This is a genomic window from Burkholderia sp. (genome assembly GCF_018375725.1).
GTDB lineage: Bacteria > Pseudomonadota > Gammaproteobacteria > Burkholderiales > Burkholderiaceae > Burkholderia.
Genome location: NZ_JAHACR010000046.1, coordinates 1 through 20,043, shown reverse-complemented (window position 1 = coordinate 20,043; position 20,043 = coordinate 1). Strand labels below are relative to the sequence as shown.

General features: G+C 63.5%; 23 protein-coding genes. 7 read left to right on the top strand and 16 right to left on the bottom strand.

The window, feature by feature from the left end; all coding sequences use genetic code 11:
* The 4 genes from KH616_RS08790 to KH616_RS08775 form a co-directional block, all read left to right on the top strand.
* The coding region (locus KH616_RS08790) for a DUF2863 family protein (protein WP_292241877.1) at window positions 1–351 on the top strand (351 nt) is incomplete at its 5' end.
* Between the two features lie 194 nt (window positions 352–545).
* Window positions 546–1,382 (top strand): response regulator transcription factor, encoded by an 837-nt coding sequence (locus KH616_RS08785; RefSeq protein ID WP_292241875.1) that lies wholly within the window; start codon window positions 546–548, stop codon window positions 1,380–1,382.
* Window positions 1,383–1,459: 77 nt separating this feature from the next.
* Window positions 1,460–2,134, top strand: a complete 675-nt coding sequence (locus KH616_RS08780) for an energy-coupling factor ABC transporter permease (protein ID WP_292241872.1) — start codon at window positions 1,460–1,462, stop codon at window positions 2,132–2,134.
* A 164-nt stretch (window positions 2,135–2,298) separates the two neighbouring features.
* The gene (locus KH616_RS08775) at window positions 2,299–2,931 is read left to right on the top strand and encodes a hypothetical protein (RefSeq protein ID WP_292241881.1); all 633 of its coding nucleotides are present in this window, start codon (window positions 2,299–2,301) and stop codon (window positions 2,929–2,931) included.
* A 317-nt stretch (window positions 2,932–3,248) separates the two neighbouring features.
* On the opposite strand, the gene KH616_RS08770 is transcribed toward KH616_RS08775, so the two are convergent.
* Window positions 3,249–4,403, bottom strand: a complete 1,155-nt coding sequence (locus KH616_RS08770; RefSeq protein ID WP_292241870.1) for a M14-type cytosolic carboxypeptidase — start codon at window positions 4,401–4,403, stop codon at window positions 3,249–3,251.
* Between the two features lie 82 nt (window positions 4,404–4,485).
* Window positions 4,486–5,268, bottom strand: a complete 783-nt coding sequence (gene yaaA, locus KH616_RS08765; protein WP_292241869.1) for a peroxide stress protein YaaA — start codon at window positions 5,266–5,268, stop codon at window positions 4,486–4,488.
* A 57-nt stretch (window positions 5,269–5,325) separates the two neighbouring features.
* On the opposite strand from yaaA, the gene KH616_RS08760 reads away from it, so the two are divergent.
* Complete coding sequence (locus tag KH616_RS08760) at window positions 5,326–5,823, top strand: putative toxin-antitoxin system toxin component, PIN family (protein ID WP_292241867.1); 498 nt, start codon at window positions 5,326–5,328, stop codon at window positions 5,821–5,823.
* A 33-nt stretch (window positions 5,824–5,856) separates the two neighbouring features.
* Window positions 5,857–7,029 carry a pyridoxal phosphate-dependent aminotransferase gene (locus KH616_RS08755; RefSeq protein WP_292241866.1) on the top strand — a complete coding sequence of 391 codons (1,173 nt, stop codon included), beginning with the start codon at window positions 5,857–5,859 and terminating at the stop codon, window positions 7,027–7,029.
* Between the two features lie 103 nt (window positions 7,030–7,132).
* Here KH616_RS08755 and KH616_RS08750 read toward each other — a convergent pair whose 3' ends face one another.
* On the bottom strand, window positions 7,133–7,789 hold the full coding sequence (locus tag KH616_RS08750; RefSeq protein ID WP_292241863.1) for a glutathione S-transferase: 657 nt from the start codon (window positions 7,787–7,789) through the stop codon (window positions 7,133–7,135).
* A gap of 189 nt (window positions 7,790–7,978) precedes the next feature.
* Here KH616_RS08750 and KH616_RS08745 point away from each other — a divergent pair, with 189 nt between their 5' ends.
* Window positions 7,979–8,770, top strand: coding sequence for an oxepin-CoA hydrolase, alternative type (locus tag KH616_RS08745; RefSeq protein WP_292241860.1), 792 nt, complete (start codon window positions 7,979–7,981; stop codon window positions 8,768–8,770).
* Between the two features lie 11 nt (window positions 8,771–8,781).
* Here KH616_RS08745 and KH616_RS08740 read toward each other — a convergent pair whose 3' ends face one another.
* The 13 genes from KH616_RS08740 to KH616_RS08680 form a co-directional block, all read right to left on the bottom strand.
* Window positions 8,782–9,258: a MaoC family dehydratase gene (locus KH616_RS08740; protein WP_292241858.1), complete on the bottom strand. Its 477-nt coding sequence runs from the start codon at window positions 9,256–9,258 to the stop codon at window positions 8,782–8,784.
* Window positions 9,255–9,716, bottom strand: coding sequence for a MaoC family dehydratase (locus tag KH616_RS08735; RefSeq protein ID WP_292241857.1), 462 nt, complete (start codon window positions 9,714–9,716; stop codon window positions 9,255–9,257). The genes KH616_RS08740 and KH616_RS08735 overlap by 4 nt, the downstream gene beginning before the upstream one ends.
* Window positions 9,717–9,756: 40 nt before the next feature.
* A complete protein-coding gene (locus KH616_RS08730; RefSeq protein WP_292241855.1) occupies window positions 9,757–10,890 on the bottom strand; it encodes an acyl-CoA dehydrogenase family protein in 1,134 nt (377 codons plus the stop codon).
* A gap of 10 nt (window positions 10,891–10,900) precedes the next feature.
* Complete coding sequence (locus KH616_RS08725) at window positions 10,901–12,097, bottom strand: acyl-CoA dehydrogenase family protein (protein ID WP_292241852.1); 1,197 nt, start codon at window positions 12,095–12,097, stop codon at window positions 10,901–10,903.
* 104 nt (window positions 12,098–12,201) lie between these two features.
* Window positions 12,202–12,624 carry a DUF1178 family protein gene (locus KH616_RS08720; RefSeq protein ID WP_292241850.1) on the bottom strand — a complete coding sequence of 141 codons (423 nt, stop codon included), beginning with the start codon at window positions 12,622–12,624 and terminating at the stop codon, window positions 12,202–12,204.
* 118 nt (window positions 12,625–12,742) lie between these two features.
* On the bottom strand, window positions 12,743–13,333 hold the full coding sequence (locus KH616_RS08715; RefSeq protein WP_292241849.1) for an NUDIX hydrolase: 591 nt from the start codon (window positions 13,331–13,333) through the stop codon (window positions 12,743–12,745).
* A gap of 35 nt (window positions 13,334–13,368) precedes the next feature.
* Window positions 13,369–13,665, bottom strand: coding sequence for a DUF2818 family protein (locus KH616_RS08710; protein ID WP_292241847.1), 297 nt, complete (start codon window positions 13,663–13,665; stop codon window positions 13,369–13,371).
* A complete protein-coding gene (gene nuoN, locus KH616_RS08705; protein ID WP_292241879.1) occupies window positions 13,665–15,122 on the bottom strand; it encodes an NADH-quinone oxidoreductase subunit NuoN in 1,458 nt (485 codons plus the stop codon). Before nuoN ends, KH616_RS08710 begins: the two co-directional genes overlap by 1 nt.
* Window positions 15,123–15,161: 39 nt before the next feature.
* Entirely contained in the window at window positions 15,162–16,652 is a 1,491-nt protein-coding gene (locus KH616_RS08700) for an NADH-quinone oxidoreductase subunit M (protein WP_292241844.1), read from the bottom strand.
* A 14-nt stretch (window positions 16,653–16,666) separates the two neighbouring features.
* On the bottom strand, window positions 16,667–18,721 hold the full coding sequence (nuoL, locus tag KH616_RS08695) for an NADH-quinone oxidoreductase subunit L (RefSeq protein ID WP_292241841.1): 2,055 nt from the start codon (window positions 18,719–18,721) through the stop codon (window positions 16,667–16,669).
* A gap of 17 nt (window positions 18,722–18,738) precedes the next feature.
* Complete coding sequence (gene nuoK, locus KH616_RS08690; RefSeq protein ID WP_292241838.1) at window positions 18,739–19,044, bottom strand: NADH-quinone oxidoreductase subunit NuoK; 306 nt, start codon at window positions 19,042–19,044, stop codon at window positions 18,739–18,741.
* Window positions 19,045–19,063: 19 nt separating this feature from the next.
* Window positions 19,064–19,720, bottom strand: coding sequence for an NADH-quinone oxidoreductase subunit J (locus KH616_RS08685; RefSeq protein ID WP_292241836.1), 657 nt, complete (start codon window positions 19,718–19,720; stop codon window positions 19,064–19,066).
* A 115-nt stretch (window positions 19,721–19,835) separates the two neighbouring features.
* The coding region (locus tag KH616_RS08680) for a 4Fe-4S binding protein (RefSeq protein ID WP_292241834.1) at window positions 19,836–20,043 on the bottom strand (208 nt) is incomplete at its 5' end.

The following is a 20,043-nucleotide window of genomic DNA, read 5'->3' as shown; positions in this document are numbered from 1 at the left end:
GTCGCAGGGTTCGGCGAGCGCCGCATCGACGAGTATCGCGTCGGCTTCACGCGTCGCGGCAACAACGATGTGATCTATGGCGTCGTCTGGCCGCTCTACGGCCGGGAAAACGGGGATGTCGCAATCGACAACGCAACGCTCGAGGGTGACATGCCGATCGAGGGCCCGGTCGAGGAAATCGTGAGCCTGCTCAAGGAATGCGGCGTGACCGACATTCGGCGACACGCCGGCCGTTTCGAACCGGAATACTGCGACGACTGCGGCGTGCCCCTCTATGCAGATCCGCTCGGCGAAGTCGTCCATGCGGAAATGCCGGAGGACGCGTCGCCCGCGCAGCCTCACTTTCACTGACGGACATCCGTCTCGACGACACCCGTCGCAAGCCGCTCCGGCCACCGCCTGAGCGGCTTTTTTTGTTGTTCGCGAATGCTTTCTGAATTTTCCTAAATCTTTCAGCCAGGCAGACATCCTGTAAGGATTTTGTCATCATCGGGTTCCAGGCATGACACCGGCAGTTCAACGAAACACTCATAAGGAGGCAGAACATGCGGTTCCTGGTGCTCAACTCGGATGCGGAGCGGCGTGATGGATTGAAAGCATTGTTGCGGCAGATCGACCGCCACGCGGGTCACAGCGACGCGCCTGACGGCTTCCAGGCGCGCCGGCTGTTACGCAGCCAGCGCTTCGATCTGGTCGCAATCGACTGGCATGATGTCGGCCGGCTCGCCGAACTTCAGGCGCTCTGCAGCGCAAGCGCCCCATCGCCCGTTGCGATCCTGATCGACGACGCCACGCCAAGCGTCATACAACGGCTTTTCGACTGCGGCGTCACCGGCGTGATCCCACGCTCCACGCGCCCGCACCTGATCGTGCGTGCGCTCGAACTAGTTCTGCTCGGCGGCCACTACATTCCACCGATCGCGCTCAATCTGCCGCCGTCCTCAGGGCTGAACCGCCACGATGCACGCATCCAGGCCCTTGTCGGCCGGATTCCCCGACGTCCGGCATCCGGCGTGCTGTCGCCGAGGCAAGCGCAGATCATGCGCTTCGTTCACATGGGCAGCACCAACAAGATGATCGCGAGAACGCTCGGCATCAGCGAAGGAACTGTGAAGATCCATCTTGCCAGCATCTTTCAGCAACTCGGCGCAACCAACCGCGCCGCCGCGGTCGCGATCTACAACGGCTGGTTGTCGTCACATCTCGAAGTGTTGCTGTCGAGCCGCGACAGCGCCCGCAAACCGGCGCTGGGAGAACGTGGTCCGATACCGCTGCGCGCCGTGCAAGACAATCGCAAACTTCCGAAAGCCACTGCCAACGCGGCAATGCAGGGCATGGCACAAGCCGCGGAGCCGTCGGCTCGGTTCCGCACCGATCGTTAGCGGCACCGTATCGATATTGCGACGGTCAACGTGTCTGGGAATTCCCATGTTCGATATCCAACGAGTAATATGGACGCATGGGTTTCCTCTTCACACCGCTTCCGCTCTGGGTTGGTATCGGTGGCTGGATCGCCGCCGCGGCGTTGCTCGCGCTGGCAATCTGGAAAGGCCCGTTCGTCCGTCTCCAGGATGCGACACTCCAGCATGTCTGGCTCGCGCTCATCACGGCGATCACGGTGCTCTGGGCATCGAACGCCTGGCTCGAAGACGGACTCGTCATGCACCTGCTCGGGGCAACCCTGCTCGTCACATTATTCGACTGGATGCTTGCACTGATCGCGATGGGCGCCGTCACGGCAATCGCCGCGATCATATTCGACGCGCCGTGGGAAGGCATCGGCGTCACGTATCTGATTTACGGCGCGTTGCCGGTCGCCGTGTCGTCATTGCTGCAACGCGCCGCCAATACCTGGCTGCCACACAATCTGCCGTCGTTCATCACCGGTCAGGGATTCCTGTCGCCGGCCATCTCGGTCATTGCGGTGGCCGCCGCCGCAGCTGGCGCGCAGTTCGCGCTCGCGGGCGGCACGCCAACCGTGATCCCGTCCGGATATCTGCTGAACACCACATTGCTTGCACTCGGCGAAGCGTGGTTCACTGGCCTGGCTACCGCGCTCATTGCTGTCTATCGCCCGACCTGGGTCACGACCTTCGACGTGCGCCGCTATCGCCTCGGCGGCCCGCGCGCGTGAGCGCGCCTGCCCCGCAGCGCCGATACGGCTCTTTCCTTCCCCCGCAATACAGAAGAGTGTGCCGTCTATTGGCGTGCGATTTTTTTACGCTAAGATTGAACTCCTGTTCTTCATCGAGCATCTATACGTGCTCGATGCCTCATTTGCACTCCAACACTATTCAGATGGACAGCTCACCCGCCTCGCTCCGGATTTTCAGAGCGTTCGGCAAGCTGGCGGCCTGTATTGCGGGCCTGTCGCTTGCGCTCTCCGCACCGGTTTACGCCGACCTACTCGACCAGCGCACCGAACTCGTCAACAAGTTCGTCAACGACATGCATGCCGATCCGCTCGTCGCGGACTGTGCCGCGCACGGCAACTTCATCGGCAGCACGTCGACGGCATTCAGCCGTGTTGAATTCCCGCCAAGCGCATTCGACAACGGCAATGCAACGATCACGCACTGGAACGACTCGTTCGATCAAGGCAAGCAACGCGTCAAGGTCGACAACGTCGTCACGGTCGAAGGACTGGGCATCCGCAGCGACGGGGGCGAGCCGGCACGCCTCAAATTCCGCTGCGGCTACGTCGGACAGCAGATGCTCGCGTTCAGCTGGAACGACCCCGTGCCGCCGCTGAAGCCGCGCGTCGAGCGATCCGCACCGCGAACGACGAAGCTCGCGGCCAAGGGGAAAAACAAGAGCAAAGCAAAGGCCAAAACGTCGAGTCGCACCACCAGGAAAGCGGCAACGACGACGAAATCCAGCACGCCGAAGAAGACCGCGAAAAAGAAATCGACAACGAGGCAATCCCGATAACGCCGGGCCGACAATGACAGCCTAAAAGCCAGGCTGTCGTCGGCCGTGTCCGCTCGATCCCTTGCTCCATCTGGCACGCCTCCGATCGCTCGAAAAAGGGTCAACCTGTTTCAGGTTGGATCAAGCGCGTTCTTGCCGCAGCGTCCTGCCGACCTCGCGCAGGCGCGCCAAGATGGTCGGACAGTCGGTGCGCATCGACAACCACGAAAGGTCACATGCAGCTCTGAAATAACAAAACGCCCGATGCGGTGCATCGGGCGTTCCAGCGTCCGGATACTGTCAACCTGCTCCAGGACTCGACAGTCAAGGAATGTGCATTACGCGAACGTCTCGACGTGGCGCAGGATGGCAGCCAGCATTGCCGCGCCGAGCGCCGCGCTGCGTTCGCCGTTCCAGCCGACGCGCTCGTCGGGCAGGTTCGCGTTGTCCTTGAACGGCATTTCGAGCGTCAGCGACAGGCAGCCGAATTGGTGTCCAATGTATTTCGACGCAAGCTTGAGCGCATCTTCCTTGTACTTGCTCGCCGCATAGCCGTGTTCGTCCTGGAAGTCGGGACTCGCGACCTTGAATGCGTCGATGAATGCACGCTGCTCCTTCGCCTGCTGCTCCGTGAAACCCGGCAGCATTTCCGAACCGGCAACGAATACGTAAGGCAGATCCTCGTCGCCGTGGATATCGAAGAACAGGTCGCAGCCGATCGCATGGATCGCATCACGCACGACCAGCACCTCGGGACTGCGTGCGCTGTCCGGCTCCATCCATTCCCGGTTCAAGTTCGCACCGGCCGCATTGGTACGCAGGTTGCCGAGCGCGCTGCCGTCGGGATTCATGTTCGGCACGATGTAGAACGTCGCATGGTCATACAGCTTGCGCGCGACCGGGTCGCCCGCCCAGTCGCCCCACCCCGCCAGCCGCTTCACGAGACCTTCGACGAACCATTCGGCCATCGTCTCGCCGGGATGCTGGCGCGCGATGATCCATACCTTCTTCTTCGGCGTGTCGCCCGCGTCGGGCGTACCGAGCGTCAGCAGCGACAGAGGCCGCCCCTCGACCGTGCGGCCGAGCTCGACGACGCTCGCCTGCGGCAGCTGCTGCACCGCGCCGAGAAAGGCCGCGTGACGTTCTTCCGAATACGGCTCGAAATACGCGTAGTAGATGCTGTCGAAATCGGGCGTGTGATCGATCGTCATCGTCTTGCCGTCGAACGTGGTCGGCACGCGGAACCAGTTGACCCGGTCATAGCTCGCGACCGCACTGTAATCCCGCCAGCCCGACGGATAGGCGCATTCGGCCGCATTCTCGAACGTCATCACGCAACGTTCGTCGCGCGCGCCCGTCACGCGGTAGTAAAACCACTGCGCGAATTCCGCCTGGCTGTCGCCGCGTACCCGCAGACGGATATCGTCTGCACGTTCGCACGACACGACATCGATCGCGCCGCCGTCGAAATGACTGGTGATCGAAATGGTCATCGTCTCTCCTTTGTCTAACAGAGTGAGCGCTTTAGCGCTGCATGCAATGCTGTTCTGGCGGTCTCGTCAACCGCCTTGATGGTCACTCGCCGATCCGCCGGCGATACACGTAGGTTGTGTCGTTCGACGCGGCTTCGTCGAATGCATAACCTTCCACAGCGAACGACTTCAGGGCGGCCGGCTCGGCAATGCGGTTCTCGACGATATACCGCGCCATCAGTCCGCGCGCACGCTTCGCGTGGAAACTGATGATCTTGTAGCGGCCGCCCTTCCAGTCCTCGAACACGGGCGTGACGACCGGTGCGGCCAGCAGCTTCGGCTTGACCGACTTGAAATACTCGGTCGATGCGCAATTGATCAGCACACGCGACGCACCGCTGCGCTTGTCGAGCTGCTCGTTCAGCGCGCGCGTGATCCGGTCGCCCCAGAATGCATAGAGATCCTTGCCACGCGCGTTCGCGAAGCGCGTGCCCATCTCGAGGCGATAAGGCTGCAGCAGGTCGAGCGGACGCAGCAGGCCGTACAGCCCCGACAACACGCGCACGTGCTGTTGCGCATAATCGAGATCCGCCGCCGACAGTGTCTTCGCATCGAGCCCTTCATAGACATCGCCGTTGAACGCCAGCACCGCCTGCTTCGCATTCGCCGGCGAGAAGGCCGGCGACCAGTCGGCGTAACGCTGGAAATTCAGGCGCGCGAGCGGATCCGAAATGTCCATCAGCGTCGCGATGTCCTGCGGCGACAACTTGCGCAGGCCGTCGATCAGCTCCGCCGCGTCATTGACGAATGCGGGCTCCGTGTAGGCCGGGACGTGGGCGGGCGTGTCGTAGTCGAGGGATTTCGCGGGAGAGAGAACGATTATCATAGAGGCTCGCTGGCACGCCGTGCCGTGCGGTCAGACGAAAACCATCCATTGTAACGAATGCCCAGTTCCCTCGCCCCGCGTGCTGAATGCCGCGTCGTGCTCGATTCGAATGTCTGGATCGACATCCTTGTATTCGACGATCCCGCCACGCGCCCGATCCGGGCTGCGCTCGAATGCGGCACGCTCGTCGCGCTGATCGACAACCGCTGCCTGACCGAGCTCGATCGCGTGCTCGACTATCCGCAATTCCAGGCGCGCGCCGTCGACAAGGCCGCGACGCTCGCGACCGTCGCGCGGCTCACACAGCAGGTCGCGCCGCCGCCCGCCGATGCCGACGCGCGGCCGTTGCCGAAATGCAAGGATCGCGACGACCAGAAATTCCTCGAGCTCGCGCATGCCGCGCAGGCCGACTGGCTGGTTTCCAAGGACCGCGCATTGTTGAAGCTCGCGAAGCGGACCGCCCGCGACTTCGGCTTCCGGATCGCGCAACCCGCACCGTTCACCGAAGCTTGCGCCCTCGGCGCTGCGGCGGCCAATGCGGCCTCGACCGTGTGACACACCGGGATTTTTCACTTTCGACCGATTGCGATGAACGCTCCCTTTGACATGCCAACGACACCCGTCTTCCCCTCCCGCCTGCCGAACGTCGGCACGACGATCTTCACGGTCATGAGCGCGCTGGCCGCCGAAAAGGGCGCGGTCAACCTCGGCCAGGGTTTTCCGGATTTCGATTGCGACCCGCGCATCGTCGACGCCGTCTCGACGGCCATGCGCAACGGGCACAACCAGTACCCGCCGATGGCGGGTGTCGCGCCGCTGCGGGACGCCATCGCAGACAAGATCGCGCGACTCTACGGCCGCCGCTATGATCCGGCGACCGAAATCACGGTCACGGCCGGCGCGACGCAGGCGTTGCTTACCGCGATCCTGTGCGCGGTGCAGCCGGGGGACGAGGTGATCGTCGTCGAGCCGACCTACGACAGCTATCTGCCATCGATCGAGCTCGCGGGCGGCAAGCCGGTATTCGTCACGCTGGACGCGCCGGACTATGCGATCCCGTTCGACCGCCTCGCCGCGGCGATCACGCCGAAGACGCGCATGATCCTGATCAATACGCCGCACAATCCGACCGGCACCGTCTGGCGCGAGGCGGACATGCGCAAGCTCGAGGAGATCGTGCGCGGCACGAACCTGCTGATCGTCTCGGATGAAGTGTACGAACACATGGTCTATGACGGCGCGCGGCACGAAAGCGTCGCGCGCTATCCGGAACTGGCCGCGCGCAGCTTCATCGTGTCGAGCTTCGGCAAGACCTATCACGTGACGGGCTGGAAGGTCGGCTACGTCGCCGCGCCCGCCGCATTGACCGCGGAGTTCCGCAAGGTTCACCAGTTCAACGTCTTCACGGTGAACACGCCGATGCAGATCGGCCTTGCCGACTATATGCGCGATCCGGCGCCGTACCTGACCTTGCCGGATTTCTATCAGAAGAAGCGCGACTTCTTCCGCGCCGGGCTCGAACGCACGCGCTTCAAGCTGCTGCCGTGCGCGGGCACCTATTTCCAGTGCGTCGACTATTCGGCGATCAGCGATCTCCCCGAAGCGGAATTCGCGCAGTGGCTCACCGCGGAAATGGGCGTTGCGGCGATTCCGGTGTCGGCGTTCTATCACGCGCCGCACGAATCGGGCGTCGTGCGCTTTTGCTTTGCGAAGCAGGAAAGCACCCTCGCGACCGCGCTCGAACGACTGTCCCGACTGTAACGCGCAGCCGGGCGGCGGCTCGCCATCCGGCGCCTCAACGGCGAGGACCGATGCCGCCACGCCCCGCATCGCGCGGGGCGCCCTTCACGGGGCCGCGCTTCGCTCAGGGCCGCTTCCCGTTCGCCGCCGCGATAAACGCCTTCCGGTCATCGGCAACGCGCTGCGCAGCAGGACGCTCGCCGACTTTCTGCGCATGCGCCTTCCAGTCGATACCCGCGTCGAGCAGGAAATCGCGTCCGTAGATCGCCTTCGTCGCCAGCCCGATCACCGGCAGATGGATCGACGCGGCGATGTCGGCAAGCCCGAACGTGTCGCCAAGAACGTACGGCGAAAAGCGCGTCATCCGCTTGAACGCTTCGATCGAGTGCGGCAGCCGCCGCTCCACATGCGCTTTCATGCCGTCGCTGACCTTGCCGCCGAAGAACGCCTCGGTGTACAGCTCGCGCGCGGTCCATTCGAGATACAACTCCAGCGTCGCGATCAATTCGCGCACCTTTGCCGCTGCAAAAGGGTCGGACGGATAGAGATGCTTTTCAGGAAACTGCGCGGCCAGATAATCGACGATCACCTGCGACTCGAACAGCGCGCCCTGCGCGGTTTTCAAAAACGGGATCTTGCCGAGCGGCGAATCGGCCAGCACGGCGGGATCGGTGATCGGCAGACCGACCCTCGACTCCTCGAAAGGCACGCCGTATTCGAGCAGGACGAATTTGACCTTGTTGTAATAGTTGGACAACGGAATACCGCACAACTTGAGCATCGGAGTCTCCTTCCTTGCTGGGATGCGGCCAGGACAATGCCCGACGCCGCGCTAAAAAGCACGTTCGTGCTAGTCTAAAACAGTTTCGCCGCCCGTCACGACAACCTTGCAACGGCAGCCGCGGCTTCGCCATCTGCATCTACGCGGCCCGCGACATCGCGGCGGCCCATTCGATGGAGACACACGCGCATGAGCGCAGAACTGCTGGCATCACGACCGCCCGAGTGTGAATCGACGCTCGTTCTCACCTTGTCCAATCCCGGCGCGCGCAATGCACTGCATCCCGACATGTATGCGGCCGGCATCGAGGCGCTGGCCACGGCCGAGCGGGATCCGTCGATTCGCGCGGTCGTGCTGACCGGCGCCGATCGCTTCTTCTGCGCGGGTGGCAACCTGAACCGGCTGCTCGACAACCGCTCGAAAGATCCGTCGTTTCAGGCCGACAGCATCGACATGCTCGGCGCATGGATCTCGGCGATCCGCGCCTCGGCGAAGCCGGTGATCGCGGCGGTCGAAGGCGCGGCAGCCGGCGCCGGCTTTTCGCTCGCGCTCGCATGTGACCTGCTCGTCGCCGCACACGACGCGAAGTTCGTAATGTCGTATGCACGCGTCGGCCTGACACCGGACGGTGGCGGCTCGTGGTTTCTCGCGCGGGCGCTGCCGCGAGCCCTGGCCGCCGAGATCCTGTTCGAAGCCAAACCGGTCGCCGCCGAGCGGCTGCATACGCTCGGCGTGGTCAACCGCCTGGCCGCGCCCGGCGCGGCGCTGGCCGATGCACTCGCGTGGGCGGAATCGCTCGCCGCCCTGTCTCCGAACGCCTTGACACGCATCAAGACGCTGCTCGACGACGCATCCGCTCAATCGCTCTCCGCGCATCTCGCCACCGAACGCGATCATTTCGTCGCGTCGCTGCACCATCCGGACGCGCTCGAAGGCATCACCGCGTTTCTCGAAAAACGCCCGCCCGTCTATCAGCGCTGACGCGACCGTCGTCAGAAGTAATGCAACGTGATGAATTCCGCCGCACACACGAGCAGCGGCGCATCCGGGCGCTCGGCCTGAATCGACACAGCCCAGGTCGCCTGTACGCCGCTGCGCCCGGCATCGGCGATGTCCTTGACCTCGAACAATGCGCGCAAGCGCGCACCGACCGGCACCGGCTTCAGAAAACGCACGCGGTTGAGCCCGTAGTTCACGCCCATCTTCTGCTCGAATCGCATCGCGTCGGTCATCAGCGCAGGAATGAGCGACAGCGTCAGGAAACCGTGCGCGATCGGGCCGCCGAACGGCGACTCGCACCGCGCACGCTCCGGATCGACGTGAATCCACTGGTGGTCGCCGGTCGCATCGGCAAATGCATCGACGCGATGTTGATCGACATCGATCCACGGGCTCTCGATCGGCGCCTCGCCGATACGCTCGCGCAGCGCCTGCGCGGACGCGATCAGCGGTAACGTCGCCGCCGTCATGCACGCGCCCCCGCCGGATCGCGCAAGCCGAAAATGACTTTCGAGCGCACCGTGATCACCGTCTCGCCGCGCTCGTTGACGCCGATCCACTCGGTCGACACGATGCCGCGATCCGGCTTGCTCTCGGACACGCGCTTATCCACGACCTTCTGCGACATCGTGATCGTATCGCCCGCACGTACCGGCTTGAGCCAGCGGATCTCGTCGATGCCGGGCGACCCCATGCTGGTCGAGCCGGGCAGCAGATTGCGCACGAGCATGCCCATGAACACCGAACAGGTATGCCAGCCGCTCGCGACGAGCCCGCCGAACGGCGACGCCTCGGCGGCCGCTTCGTCGAGATGGAACGGCTGCGGATCGTAGCGCTCCGCGAACGCCTTGATGTCGTCGGCTTCGAATGTGTGCCGGCCGATTTCGGTGGTGCTGCCGACCACCAGATCTTCGTAACTGATGCCCATATGCGTCTCTCTCCCGGAATGGAAATGGCGCGCGTTGCCGCTACGCCGTTTCGGCCTTCATGAAATCGGGTAATGCCGCGAAGCGGGCGAGATGATGGTCGGTATCGCCGAGCGTCGTCTCGATGATCGCCAGCCGCTTGAACAGGTGCGCCGCCGCAACCTCGTTGGTCACGCCCATCCCGCCGTGCAGCTGCACCGCCTGCTGGCCGACGAAGCGCGCGGCCTGCCCGACGCGCGCCTTCGCGGCCGACACTGCCTTGCGCCGGGTGTCCGCGTCGTCGCTCGCGTAGCGGACCGCGGCCAGATACGTCAGCGACCGTGCCTGCTCCGCGTGGATCAGCATGTCGACCATCCGGTGTTGCAGCGCCTGGAACCGCGCGATCGGCACGCCGAACTGCTCGCGCGTTTTCGTGTATTCGACGGTCGCGCGGTTCAGCGCGTCGAGTGCGCCGATCGCCTCGGCACACAGCAGCACCGTCGCGTAATCGGCGATCCGCTCCAGCGCCGCGGCATCGCGCGCCCCGCCGGTCAGCTGGCGCGCCCGCGTACCGTTCAGACGGATCGTCGCCGCGCGCTGCCCGTCGATCGTCCGATAATCGGTGACCTCGGCGAGCGCCGCACCGCGTTCGACCACAAAAAGTCCGACCGTCCCATCGTCGAGCCGCGCAGGCACGATCCACACATCCGCCTGCGCGCCGGACTGGACCACCGATTTCGTGCCGGTCAGGCGATATGCGCCGTCTTGTGCGCATGCCCGCGTGTCGAGCGCAAACAGGTCGTAGCGCGCATTCGGCTCGTGGAATGCGACGGCGAGGCGCTTGTTCCCCTGCGCGACCGCCTCGAGCAACGCGGCGTCCTCGCCGGCGCCCGAGCCGGCGACGCGCAATGCCTCGACGCCAACCGCAGTCGCCCAGTACGGCTCGACGACGAGCGCTCGCCCCAGTTCCTGCATCACGACCAGCATGTCGATCGCGCTTCCGCCCAGGCCGCCCTGCGCTTCCGGCACCGGCAACGCAGTCAGGCCAAGCTCGGCGAGCGCCTGCCATTGCGTGTCCGACATGCCCGTGTCGCTACGCACGATCGCCTGCCGCGCCTCGAATCCGTATTGCTCGCTCAGATAACGACGCAGCGCGTCGGCGAATTGCTGCTGCTCATCGGTAAAAGTGAAATCCATGCACCGCTCCTCACAGTCCGAGAATCATCTGCGCGATGATGTTCTTCTGAATTTCATTCGAGCCGCCGTAGATCGACGTCTTGCGGAAGTTGAAGTAATACGCGGCGAGCGGCGCGGCATCGTCGTCGCCGGCGGCGCTGTGCGCATGCTCGCCTTCGAGGAACGGCACATCGAACGGCGCGGCGAGCGGGCCGATCGCCTCGACCATCAGTTCGGTGAGCGCCTGCTGCACTTCAGTGCCCTTGATCTTCAGCATCGAGGCCTCCGGACCGGGCCCCTTGCCGCTCGTCTCGCGGCTGACGACGCGCAGCACCGTCACCTCGAGTGCCATCAGCTCGATTTCGAGCGCAGCGACCTTCGCCGCGAACACCGGATCGGCCAGCAACGGCTTGCCGTTCTTCCGCTGCCTGAGCGCGATCCGCTTCAGGAATGCAAGCTCGCGCTTCGATCCGCCGACCCGCGCGATACCGGTGCGTTCATGGCCGAGCAGGTATTTCGCATAGGTCCAGCCGCGATTCTCGTCGCCGACGAGATTGTCGACCGGCACCTTCACGTCCTCGAAGAACACCTCGTTCACTTCGTGCTCCTCGTCGAGCATGATGATCGGCCGCACGGTGATGCCGGGTGTCTTCATGTCGATCAGCAGGAACGAAATCCCCTCCTGCTTCTTCGCGGCAGGATCGGTGCGCACCAGACAGAACATCATGTCGGCATGCTGGCCAAGCGTCGTCCAGGTCTTCTGGCCATTGACGATGTAATGATCGCCATGCCGTTCGGCGCGCGTGCGCAGCGAGGCCAGATCCGAACCGGCGCCGGGCTCCGAATAGCCCTGGCACCACCAGTCCGAGCCGTCGAGGATGCGCGGCAGGTAGCGGCGCTTCTGCGCTTCGTTGCCATACTTCATCAGCACCGGCGCCACCATCGACACGCCGAACGGCAGCACGGTCGGCGCGCCGATGCGCGCGCACTCCTCGTCCCAGATGTGCCGCTGCGTCGCGTTCCAGCCCGGGCCGCCATATTCGACCGGCCATGCCGGCGCCGACCACCCGCGCTGGCCGAGTATCCTGTGCCAGCTTGCGTAGTCTTCGCGATTCAGTCGTTTGTGATCGAGTACCTTGGCGCGCAGCGCGTGAGGCAGGTTTGCCTCCAGCCATGCGCGAATGTCGGCGCGGAATGCGTCGTCGGCGGGGGAATAATCCAGATCCATGCGCAGTGTCTCCTGTCGACCGGAGTGAGCGCTTCAGTGCTGACTCCGGTCCCATGCAGGGCTCGCCGCGGCCGACCGGCCCGGCGAGAAAACGCTGCGCAACGTTATTGCAGCGGTTCTTTCAGCGCGGCAGGAATCGGCAACGGCATCACATCAATGCCTTCTTCGACCAAGGCTTGCGCATCTTCCGGGGTCGTCACGCCCCGAATGCTGCGCGCCGGCGCCTCGTTGTAATGGATGCGCCGCGCTTCCTCGGCGAAGCGCTCGCCCACGTTCTCGGTCTTCTCCAGCACCTCGCGCAACGCGCGCATCACCTGCGCCTGCAACGCGTGAGACTCTGCCGGCCGTGTCTGCGTCGCGCCCGACAGGTTCAGGCGCGGTGCAGACGGCATACGGCTCACCTCGGTCGCCCCGCATACCGGACATTCGACCAGCTTGCGGGACAACTGCGCTTCGAAATCATCGGTGGAGGCGAACCAGCCTTCGAACCGATGACCGTGCGGGCACTGTAAATCGAGGACCTTCATGCTGAATCAGGGCGTGTGGCGAGTGTAGCGCAAAAAGAATTTTTGTGAACGGTCGTGCTAAATCAACGCGTGGCGCAAACGTTGCGCCACGTCACCGAATGATAGCGCTGCGCCGCCGTCAGGGCTTCACTGCCGGGCCGAGCGGCCATGCGCCCGACAGCGCCTTTTCGAGCCACATCGTGCCGATGATCGTTTTCACGTCGGTGATCTGCCCGGTCTGCACCCATTCGAGCAATTCCGGCAGGGTTGCCGTGAAGGTCTCGAGGAATTCGCCGTCGTCGAGCTTGCGCTCGCCGGCCGTCAGACCGCGTGCCAGATACAGGTCGATGAATTCGGTCGAGTAGGAAATGATCGGATGAATGCGGGTGAGGAATACGTATTCACGCGCGGTATAGCCCGTCTCCTCGCGCAGTTCGCGCACCGCGCACGCAAGCGCGCCTTCGTCGGGATCGAGCTTGCCGGCCGGAAATTCGGCCATCACCTTGCCGATCGGATAACGGTACTGGTTTTCCATCAGCACGCGCCCGTCGTCGAACAGCGGGATCACCATCACCGCGCCGGGATGCTGGACATATTCGCGCGTCGCCTGCTTGCCGTCCGGCAGACGCACGGTGTCGCGCTTGAGCTTGAGGAAAGCGCCGTCGAAGATCGCCTCGCTTTCGAGGCACGTTTCGGTCAGCGCTGCGTCATGGTTGGGCAATTGGGCCATCGGCAACTCCGGGGTTGAGCCGACGGCCGCCGCCGTCAGCGTCGTTTGACGAGATACTGGAACGTAAAGCCGGGAAACGCGAACACGACAAAGAGACTGAACGTGATCGCGTAAAACTGCCAGCCTTGTTCGAACCGGTTGCCGGCACGCGACTCGAGCCAGAAGCCGAGCGCACCGACGACGAAATACAGCACGAGCAATTCGCCGATCCGCACCCACGCGCTCTTCTTCGCCGCGCCCAGCGGCACGACGGCGAAGAGGCGTTGGTTGAGAAACGGCAAGTTGGCGCCCGCGAGCGCCAACAGCACGATGAACCAGCCGGCTGCCGACATCAGAGCGGCAGCGTGTGACGGACTGCCTGCAGGCAGAGCGTCAGCAATGGGCTCGGGATCAGGCCGAGTACGACGACCGCGATACCGTTCAGCACGAGGATCGTGCGCTTGCAGACATCGCCGGTGATCGGCGTCGTATCCTGCGGCACGTCGAAATAGATCAGCTTGACGATACGCAGGTAGAAGAACGCGCCGAACAGCGACGTGATCACGGCCAGCACGGCGAGCCACGTCAGGCCGGCGTTGACCGTCGCCTCGAGCACCGCGAGCTTCGCATAGAAGCCGACCGTCGGCGGAATGCCGGCGAGCGAGAACATCATCACCATCATCACGAACGCGAACACCGGGCTGCGCTTGTTGAGGCCCTTGAGGTCGTCGATCGTTTCCGCCTCGAAATCGCGGCGCGCAAGCAGCATCACCACGCCGAACGCGCCGAGCGTCGTAATCAGGTAGACGATTGTATAGAACATCGCCGAACTGTAGGCGCTTGCCGCGGAGGCCGGATCGCCGTTGACGACGCCCGACAGCAGCCCGAGCAGCACGAAGCCCATGTTCGAGATCGCCGAGTACGCGAGCATGCGCTTGATATTGCGCTGAACGATACCGGTGATGTTGCCGATGATCAGCGACAGCGCCGCCAGGATCACCAGCATCGTCTGCCAGTCGGTCGCGAGCGGCAGCAGGCCCATCACCAGGAAACGCAGGCCCCACGCGAACGCCGCGACCTTCGGACCGCCGCCGACAAACAGCGTCATCGCGGTCGGCGCGCCCTGGTAGACGTCCGGCACCCACATATGGAACGGCACCGCGCCGAGCTTGAATGCCACGCCGGCGACGATGAAGATCACGCCGAACAGCAGCACCGCATTGTTGATATGGCCCGACGCCACCGCCTTCAGCACCTCGTTCAGATCGAGCGAGCCGGTCGCGCCGTAGAGCATCGAGATGCCGTACAGCACGAAACCCGACGCGAGCGCGCCCAGCACGTAGTACTTCATCGCGGCTTCGCTCGACTGCGCGGCGTCGCGGCGCAGCGCGACCATCGCATACAGCGCCAGCGACATCAGTTCGAGACCGAGATACAGCGTCAGGAAGTTGTTGCCCGACACCATGATCAACTGGCCGAGCAGCGAGAACATGCCCAGCAGGAACACGTCGCCGCGGAACAGGTCGCGATCTTCGAGGTACTTGCGCGAATAGACGAGCGTTATCGCGAAACCGAACGACACGACCGACTTCATCACGCTCGCGAACGAGTCGACGACGATCATCCGCGAGAAGAAGTAATACTGCTGCGGATCGAGCGCTTGTACCCCGAACCACACGCCGGCGACCACCGACGACACCACCGCGATCAGATAGGTCAGACGGCGGCCGGCCACGCCGGTAAAGGTGTCGTTCAGCCATGCGACGATGACGGCGAGCATCACCAGTGCGTCGGGCAACAGGACATTCATAGGAGCGTTTTGCATGATCTTGATTTCCTCCGCTCGCGATTACTGGGCCAGCGGCAGCTTCGACTGCGCGACGTGGGAGAGGAGGTTTTCCACGGAAACGTGCATCACGTCGGTGAAGGGCTTCGGATACAGGCCCATCAGCAGCGTGAACGCGGCCAGCACGGCCAGCATTGCGAACTCGCGGCAGTTGATGTCCTTGAGCTTCGCGACGTGATCGTTCGCGACCGCGCCGAAGTACACGCGCTTGTACATCCACAGCGTGTAGGCCGCGCCGAGGATCAGCGTGAATGCCGCGCCGAACGCGATCCAGAAGTTGTACTGGACGGCCGCAAGGATCACCATGAACTCGCCGACGAACCCCGACGTGCCCGGCAGGCCGCAGTTCGCCATCGAGAACAGCATCGCGAACGCCGCGAACTTCGGCATCACGTTCACGACGCCGCCGTAAGCGGAAATCTCGCGCGAGTGCACGCGGTCGTACAGCACGCCGATGCAGAGGAACATCGCGCCCGACACGAAGCCGTGCGAGATCATCTGAATGATCGCGCCTTCGACACCCAGCTCGTTGAAGATGAAGAAGCCGAGCGTCACGAAGCCCATGTGCGCGATCGACGAATAGGCGACCAGCTTCTTCATGTCGGCCTGCACCATCGCGACGAGGCCGATGTAGATCACCGCGATCAGCGACAGCGTGATCACGACGGGCGCCAGGAAATGGCTCGCATCCGGCGTGATCGGCAGCGAGAAGCGCAGGAAACCGTATGCGCCGAGCTTCAGCATGATGGCCGCCAGCACCACCGAGCCGCCCGTCGGCGCTTCGACGTGCGCGTCCGGCAGCCAGGTGTGCACCGGCCACATCGGCACCTTCACCGCGAACGCGAGGAAGAAGGCAATGAACAGCAGGATCTGCGGCGTCATCGCGATCTTCGCGTTCTGCCACGTCGCCAGGTCGAACGAATGCGTGTCCGTGTACAGATACAGCAGCGCGACCAGCATCAGCAGCGAGCCGGCAAGCGTGTACAGGAAGAACTTGAATGCCGCGTACACGCGGTTCGGACCGCCCCACACCCCGATGATGATGTACATCGGGATCAGCGTGGCTTCGAAGAACACGTAGAACAGCAGACCGTCGGCCGCCGAGAAGACGCCGATCATGATCCCCGACAGGATCAGGAATGCCGCCAGGTATTGCGACACGTGCTCGGTGATCACCTCCCAGCCCGCGATCACGACGATCACGGTGATAAGCGCGGTCAGCACGACAAACCACATCGAGATGCCGTCGACGCCAAGGTGATACGAGATGTTGAAACGCTCGATCCAGGTCGTCTGCTCGACGAACTGCAGCGCAGCGGTGCTCGAATCAAAGCCGGTGATGAGCGGAATCGTCACGGCAAGACCGAGCAGCGAGCCGATCAGCGCGACCCAGCGGGCCGCTGCCGGATTCTTGTCGGAACCGACCAGGAGCGTCAGGAGACCGAATACGATCGGCAACCAGATCGCGGTACTGAGAATCGGAAAAGAGTGCATTAGTCGTCCCCGCCTTATTTGCCGCTGAGCGTTACAAACAGGGTCAGGAGCCCCAGCATGCCGATGATCATGGCGAACGCGTAGTGATAGATGTAACCGGATTGGAGGAAGCGGATCACGCTGGCGAACCAGCCTACGAACCGGGCGCTGCCGTTGACGAGGCCGTCGATCACCACGACATCGCCCTCTTTCCACAGGCCGCGGCCGATCGCGACCGAACCCTTGGCAAACACCACCTCGTTGATCTTGTCCATGTAGTACTTGTTGTCGAGCAGCGTGTAGATCGGGCCGAACGCGCGGCGGATCGCGGCAGGCAGCTCAGGACGCTGCAGGTACAGGAACCAGGCGACGACCACGCCGGCGATCGCGAGCCAGAGCGGCAGCGACGTCAGCGAGTGCAGGCCCATCGCGGCCCAGCCGTGGAATTCCTTGCCTAGTTCCTCGAGCGCCGGGTGGTTTTCGCCGATGAAGATCACCTTGTCGAAGGCCACGCCATGCTCGAAGAAATCGCCGTACAGCATCGGGCCGATCCCGATCGCGCCGATGACGATCGACGGAATCGCGAGCAGCACGAGCGGCACCCACACGACCCACGGCGTCTCGTGCGGCACGTGTGCATGGTCGTCGTGACCGTGGCCGTGGCCGTGATCGTCGTGACCGTGCGCTGCCGCCATGCCCATCGGCGATTCCGGATGCTTCGGCTTGCGGAAGCGCTCCTCGCCGTGAAACACCAGGAAGTACATGCGGAACGAATACAGCGCCGTGACGAACACGCTCGCGACAACCGCGAAATACGCGAAGCCCGAACCCGCCAGATGCGATTCCTTCACCGCCTCGATGATCGAGTCCTTCGAGTAGAAGCCCGAGAAGAACGGCGTGCCGATCAGCGCCAGCGAGCCGATCAGCGACGTGATCCACGTGATCGGCATGTACTTGCGCAGCCCGCCCATTTTGCGCATGTCCTGGTCGTGGTGCATGCCGATGATCACCGAGCCCGCGCCGAGGAACAGCAGCGCCTTGAAGAACGCGTGCGTCATCAGGTGGAACACGGCGACCGGGTACGCGGACACGCCGAGCGCGACCGTCATGTAGCCGAGCTGGGACAGCGTCGAATACGCGACGACGCGCTTGATGTCGTTCTGGATGATGCCGAGGAAGCCCATGAAGAGCGCCGTGATCGCGCCGATCACCGTGATGAACGACAGCGCGGTATCGGACAGCTCGAACAGCGGCGACATGCGCGCCACCATGAAGATGCCGGCCGTCACCATCGTCGCCGCGTGAATCAGCGCCGAGATCGGGGTCGGGCCTTCCATCGAGTCCGGCAGCCACACGTGCAGCGGGAACTGCGCCGACTTGCCCATCGCGCCGATGAACAGGCAGATACAGGCGACGGTCAGCAGGCCCCAGTCGGTGCCCGGAAAGTGCAGGCTCGCCAGTTCCGCGCGCTTCGCGAACACTTCGGCGTAGTTCATCGAACCGGCATACGCGAGCAGCAGGCCGATGCCGAGCAGGAAGCCGAAGTCGCCCACGCGGTTCACGAGGAACGCCTTCATGTTCGCGTAGATCGCGCTTTCACGCGTGAAGTAGAAGCCGATCAGCAGGTACGACACCAGGCCCACCGCTTCCCAGCCGAAGAACAGCTGCAGGAAGTTGTTGCTCATCACGAGCATCAGCATCGAGAAGGTGAACAGCGAGATGTACGAGAAGAAGCGCTGATAGCCGCCTTCCTCCGACATGTAGCCGATCGTGTAGATGTGCACCATCAGCGAGACGAAGGTGACGACCACCATCATCATCGCGGTCAGCGAATCGACGAGGAAGCCGACTTCGAGCTTCAGCGAGCCGACGCGCATCCAGTCGTAGATCGTCGCGTTGAAGCTCGCGCCGGCCTTCACGTCGAAGAAGACGATCACGGACAGGATGAACGAGATCGCGACGCCGAGAATCGTGACCCGGTGCGCGCCCTTGCGCCCCACCGCGTTCCCGAACAGCCCCGCAATCAGCGAGCCGGCCAGCGGAGCGAGCGGAATCGCCAGCAGCAGGTTTTCATTGAGTGTCGTTGACATAACAGCGTTGCCTGAAATTAACCTTTGAGCTGATCGAGATCCTCGACATTGATCGTGTCGAGCTTACGGAACAGGGTCACCAGAATCGCGAGGCCGATCGCGGCTTCCGCTGCGGCGACCGTCAGCACGAAGAACACGAAGATCTGGCCGTGCACGTCGCCGAGATAGTGCGAGAACGCGACGAAGTTGGTGTTCACCGCGAGCAGCATCAGTTCGATCGCCATCAGGATGATGATGATGTTGCGGCGGTTCAGGAAGATCCCGACGATGCTCATCGCGAACAGGATCGCGCCGAGCACGAGGTAGTGAGCAAGACTCAACATGGTTTTCTATCTCCTCCGCTTAGGCATTGCCGCCGGTCGACCCGGCCTCGCTCTCGGCGGTTTCCGGCTGCGGCTTTTCCGCTGCCATCTTCACGAGGCGCACGCGATCGTCGCGGCGCACCTTGACCTGCTCGGACACGCGCTGACGCTTGCTGTCCTTGCCCTTGCGCTCGGTCAGCGCAATGGCGGCGATGATCGCGACCAGCAGCACGAGACCCGCGATTTCGAACGCGAAGATGTAGTCGGTGTAGATGACCTTGCCGATCAGGCGCGTGTTCGACATGCCGGCGAGCGCGCCCGTGGCCATGTCCCGCACCGGCGTCGCGGTCGCGCCGTAGCCGTGCCACAGAATCAGCGCGGTCTCGACCACGATGATCGCGCCGACGACGGTGGCCATCGGCACGAAGCGCTTGAAGTCCCGCCGCAGAAAGTCGATGTTGATGTCGAGCATCATCACGACGAACAGGAACAGCACCATCACCGCGCCCACGTAGACCAGCACCAGCAGGATCGCGAGGAACTCCGCCTCGAGCAGCATCCAGATCGCGGCGGCGTTGAAGAACGCCAGCACAAGGAAAAGCGCAGACGCCACCGGGTTGCGCGAAGTGATCACCTTCAGCCCTGATACCACCAGGAGCAGCGCGAAGATGTAGAACAGTACGGTCGTGAATTCCATGATTACCGGTTCATCGTTAGGCCATAGTCAGGCGCGGCTTGCGGGACGCAGGTCGCGTGCCGCACCCGTCGCGGCGGCTCGGCCGGCTCGCGTCGAGCCGGCCCTGCAAACTCAATCAACGATACGGCGCGTCGGCGGCCTTCGCCGCGGCGATGTCCTTCTCGTAGCGATCGCCCACCGCGAGCAGCATTTCCTTCGTGAAATACAGGTCGCCGCGCTTCTCGCCGTGGTATTCGAGAATCTGCGTCTCGACGATCGAATCGACCGGGCAGCTTTCCTCGCAGAAACCGCAGAAGATGCACTTCGTCAGGTCGATGTCGTAG

Excerpts from the sequence above, each read along its gene's own strand:
- KH616_RS08785 (WP_292241875.1), top strand. The coding sequence starts at position 546 with ATGCGGTTCCTGGTGCTCAACTCGGATGCGGAGCGGCGTGATGGATTG.
- KH616_RS08780 (WP_292241872.1), top strand. The coding sequence starts at position 1,460 with ATGGGTTTCCTCTTCACACCGCTTCCGCTCTGGGTTGGTATCGGTGGC.
- KH616_RS08775 (WP_292241881.1), top strand. The coding sequence starts at position 2,299 with ATGGACAGCTCACCCGCCTCGCTCCGGATTTTCAGAGCGTTCGGCAAG.
- KH616_RS08770 (WP_292241870.1), bottom strand. The coding sequence starts at position 4,403 with ATGACCATTTCGATCACCAGTCATTTCGACGGCGGCGCGATCGATGTC.
- yaaA (WP_292241869.1), bottom strand. The coding sequence starts at position 5,268 with ATGATAATCGTTCTCTCTCCCGCGAAATCCCTCGACTACGACACGCCC.
- KH616_RS08760 (WP_292241867.1), top strand. The coding sequence starts at position 5,326 with ATGCCCAGTTCCCTCGCCCCGCGTGCTGAATGCCGCGTCGTGCTCGAT.
- KH616_RS08755 (WP_292241866.1), top strand. The coding sequence starts at position 5,857 with ATGAACGCTCCCTTTGACATGCCAACGACACCCGTCTTCCCCTCCCGC.
- KH616_RS08750 (WP_292241863.1), bottom strand. The coding sequence starts at position 7,789 with ATGCTCAAGTTGTGCGGTATTCCGTTGTCCAACTATTACAACAAGGTC.
- KH616_RS08745 (WP_292241860.1), top strand. The coding sequence starts at position 7,979 with ATGAGCGCAGAACTGCTGGCATCACGACCGCCCGAGTGTGAATCGACG.
- KH616_RS08740 (WP_292241858.1), bottom strand. The coding sequence starts at position 9,258 with ATGACGGCGGCGACGTTACCGCTGATCGCGTCCGCGCAGGCGCTGCGC.
- KH616_RS08735 (WP_292241857.1), bottom strand. The coding sequence starts at position 9,716 with ATGGGCATCAGTTACGAAGATCTGGTGGTCGGCAGCACCACCGAAATC.
- KH616_RS08730 (WP_292241855.1), bottom strand. The coding sequence starts at position 10,890 with ATGGATTTCACTTTTACCGATGAGCAGCAGCAATTCGCCGACGCGCTG.
- KH616_RS08725 (WP_292241852.1), bottom strand. The coding sequence starts at position 12,097 with ATGGATCTGGATTATTCCCCCGCCGACGACGCATTCCGCGCCGACATT.
- KH616_RS08720 (WP_292241850.1), bottom strand. The coding sequence starts at position 12,624 with ATGAAGGTCCTCGATTTACAGTGCCCGCACGGTCATCGGTTCGAAGGC.
- KH616_RS08715 (WP_292241849.1), bottom strand. The coding sequence starts at position 13,333 with ATGGCCCAATTGCCCAACCATGACGCAGCGCTGACCGAAACGTGCCTC.
- KH616_RS08710 (WP_292241847.1), bottom strand. The coding sequence starts at position 13,665 with ATGTCGGCAGCCGGCTGGTTCATCGTGCTGTTGGCGCTCGCGGGCGCC.
- nuoN (WP_292241879.1), bottom strand. The coding sequence starts at position 15,122 with ATGAATGTCCTGTTGCCCGACGCACTGGTGATGCTCGCCGTCATCGTC.
- KH616_RS08700 (WP_292241844.1), bottom strand. The coding sequence starts at position 16,652 with ATGCACTCTTTTCCGATTCTCAGTACCGCGATCTGGTTGCCGATCGTA.
- nuoL (WP_292241841.1), bottom strand. The coding sequence starts at position 18,721 with ATGTCAACGACACTCAATGAAAACCTGCTGCTGGCGATTCCGCTCGCT.
- nuoK (WP_292241838.1), bottom strand. The coding sequence starts at position 19,044 with ATGTTGAGTCTTGCTCACTACCTCGTGCTCGGCGCGATCCTGTTCGCG.
- KH616_RS08685 (WP_292241836.1), bottom strand. The coding sequence starts at position 19,720 with ATGGAATTCACGACCGTACTGTTCTACATCTTCGCGCTGCTCCTGGTG.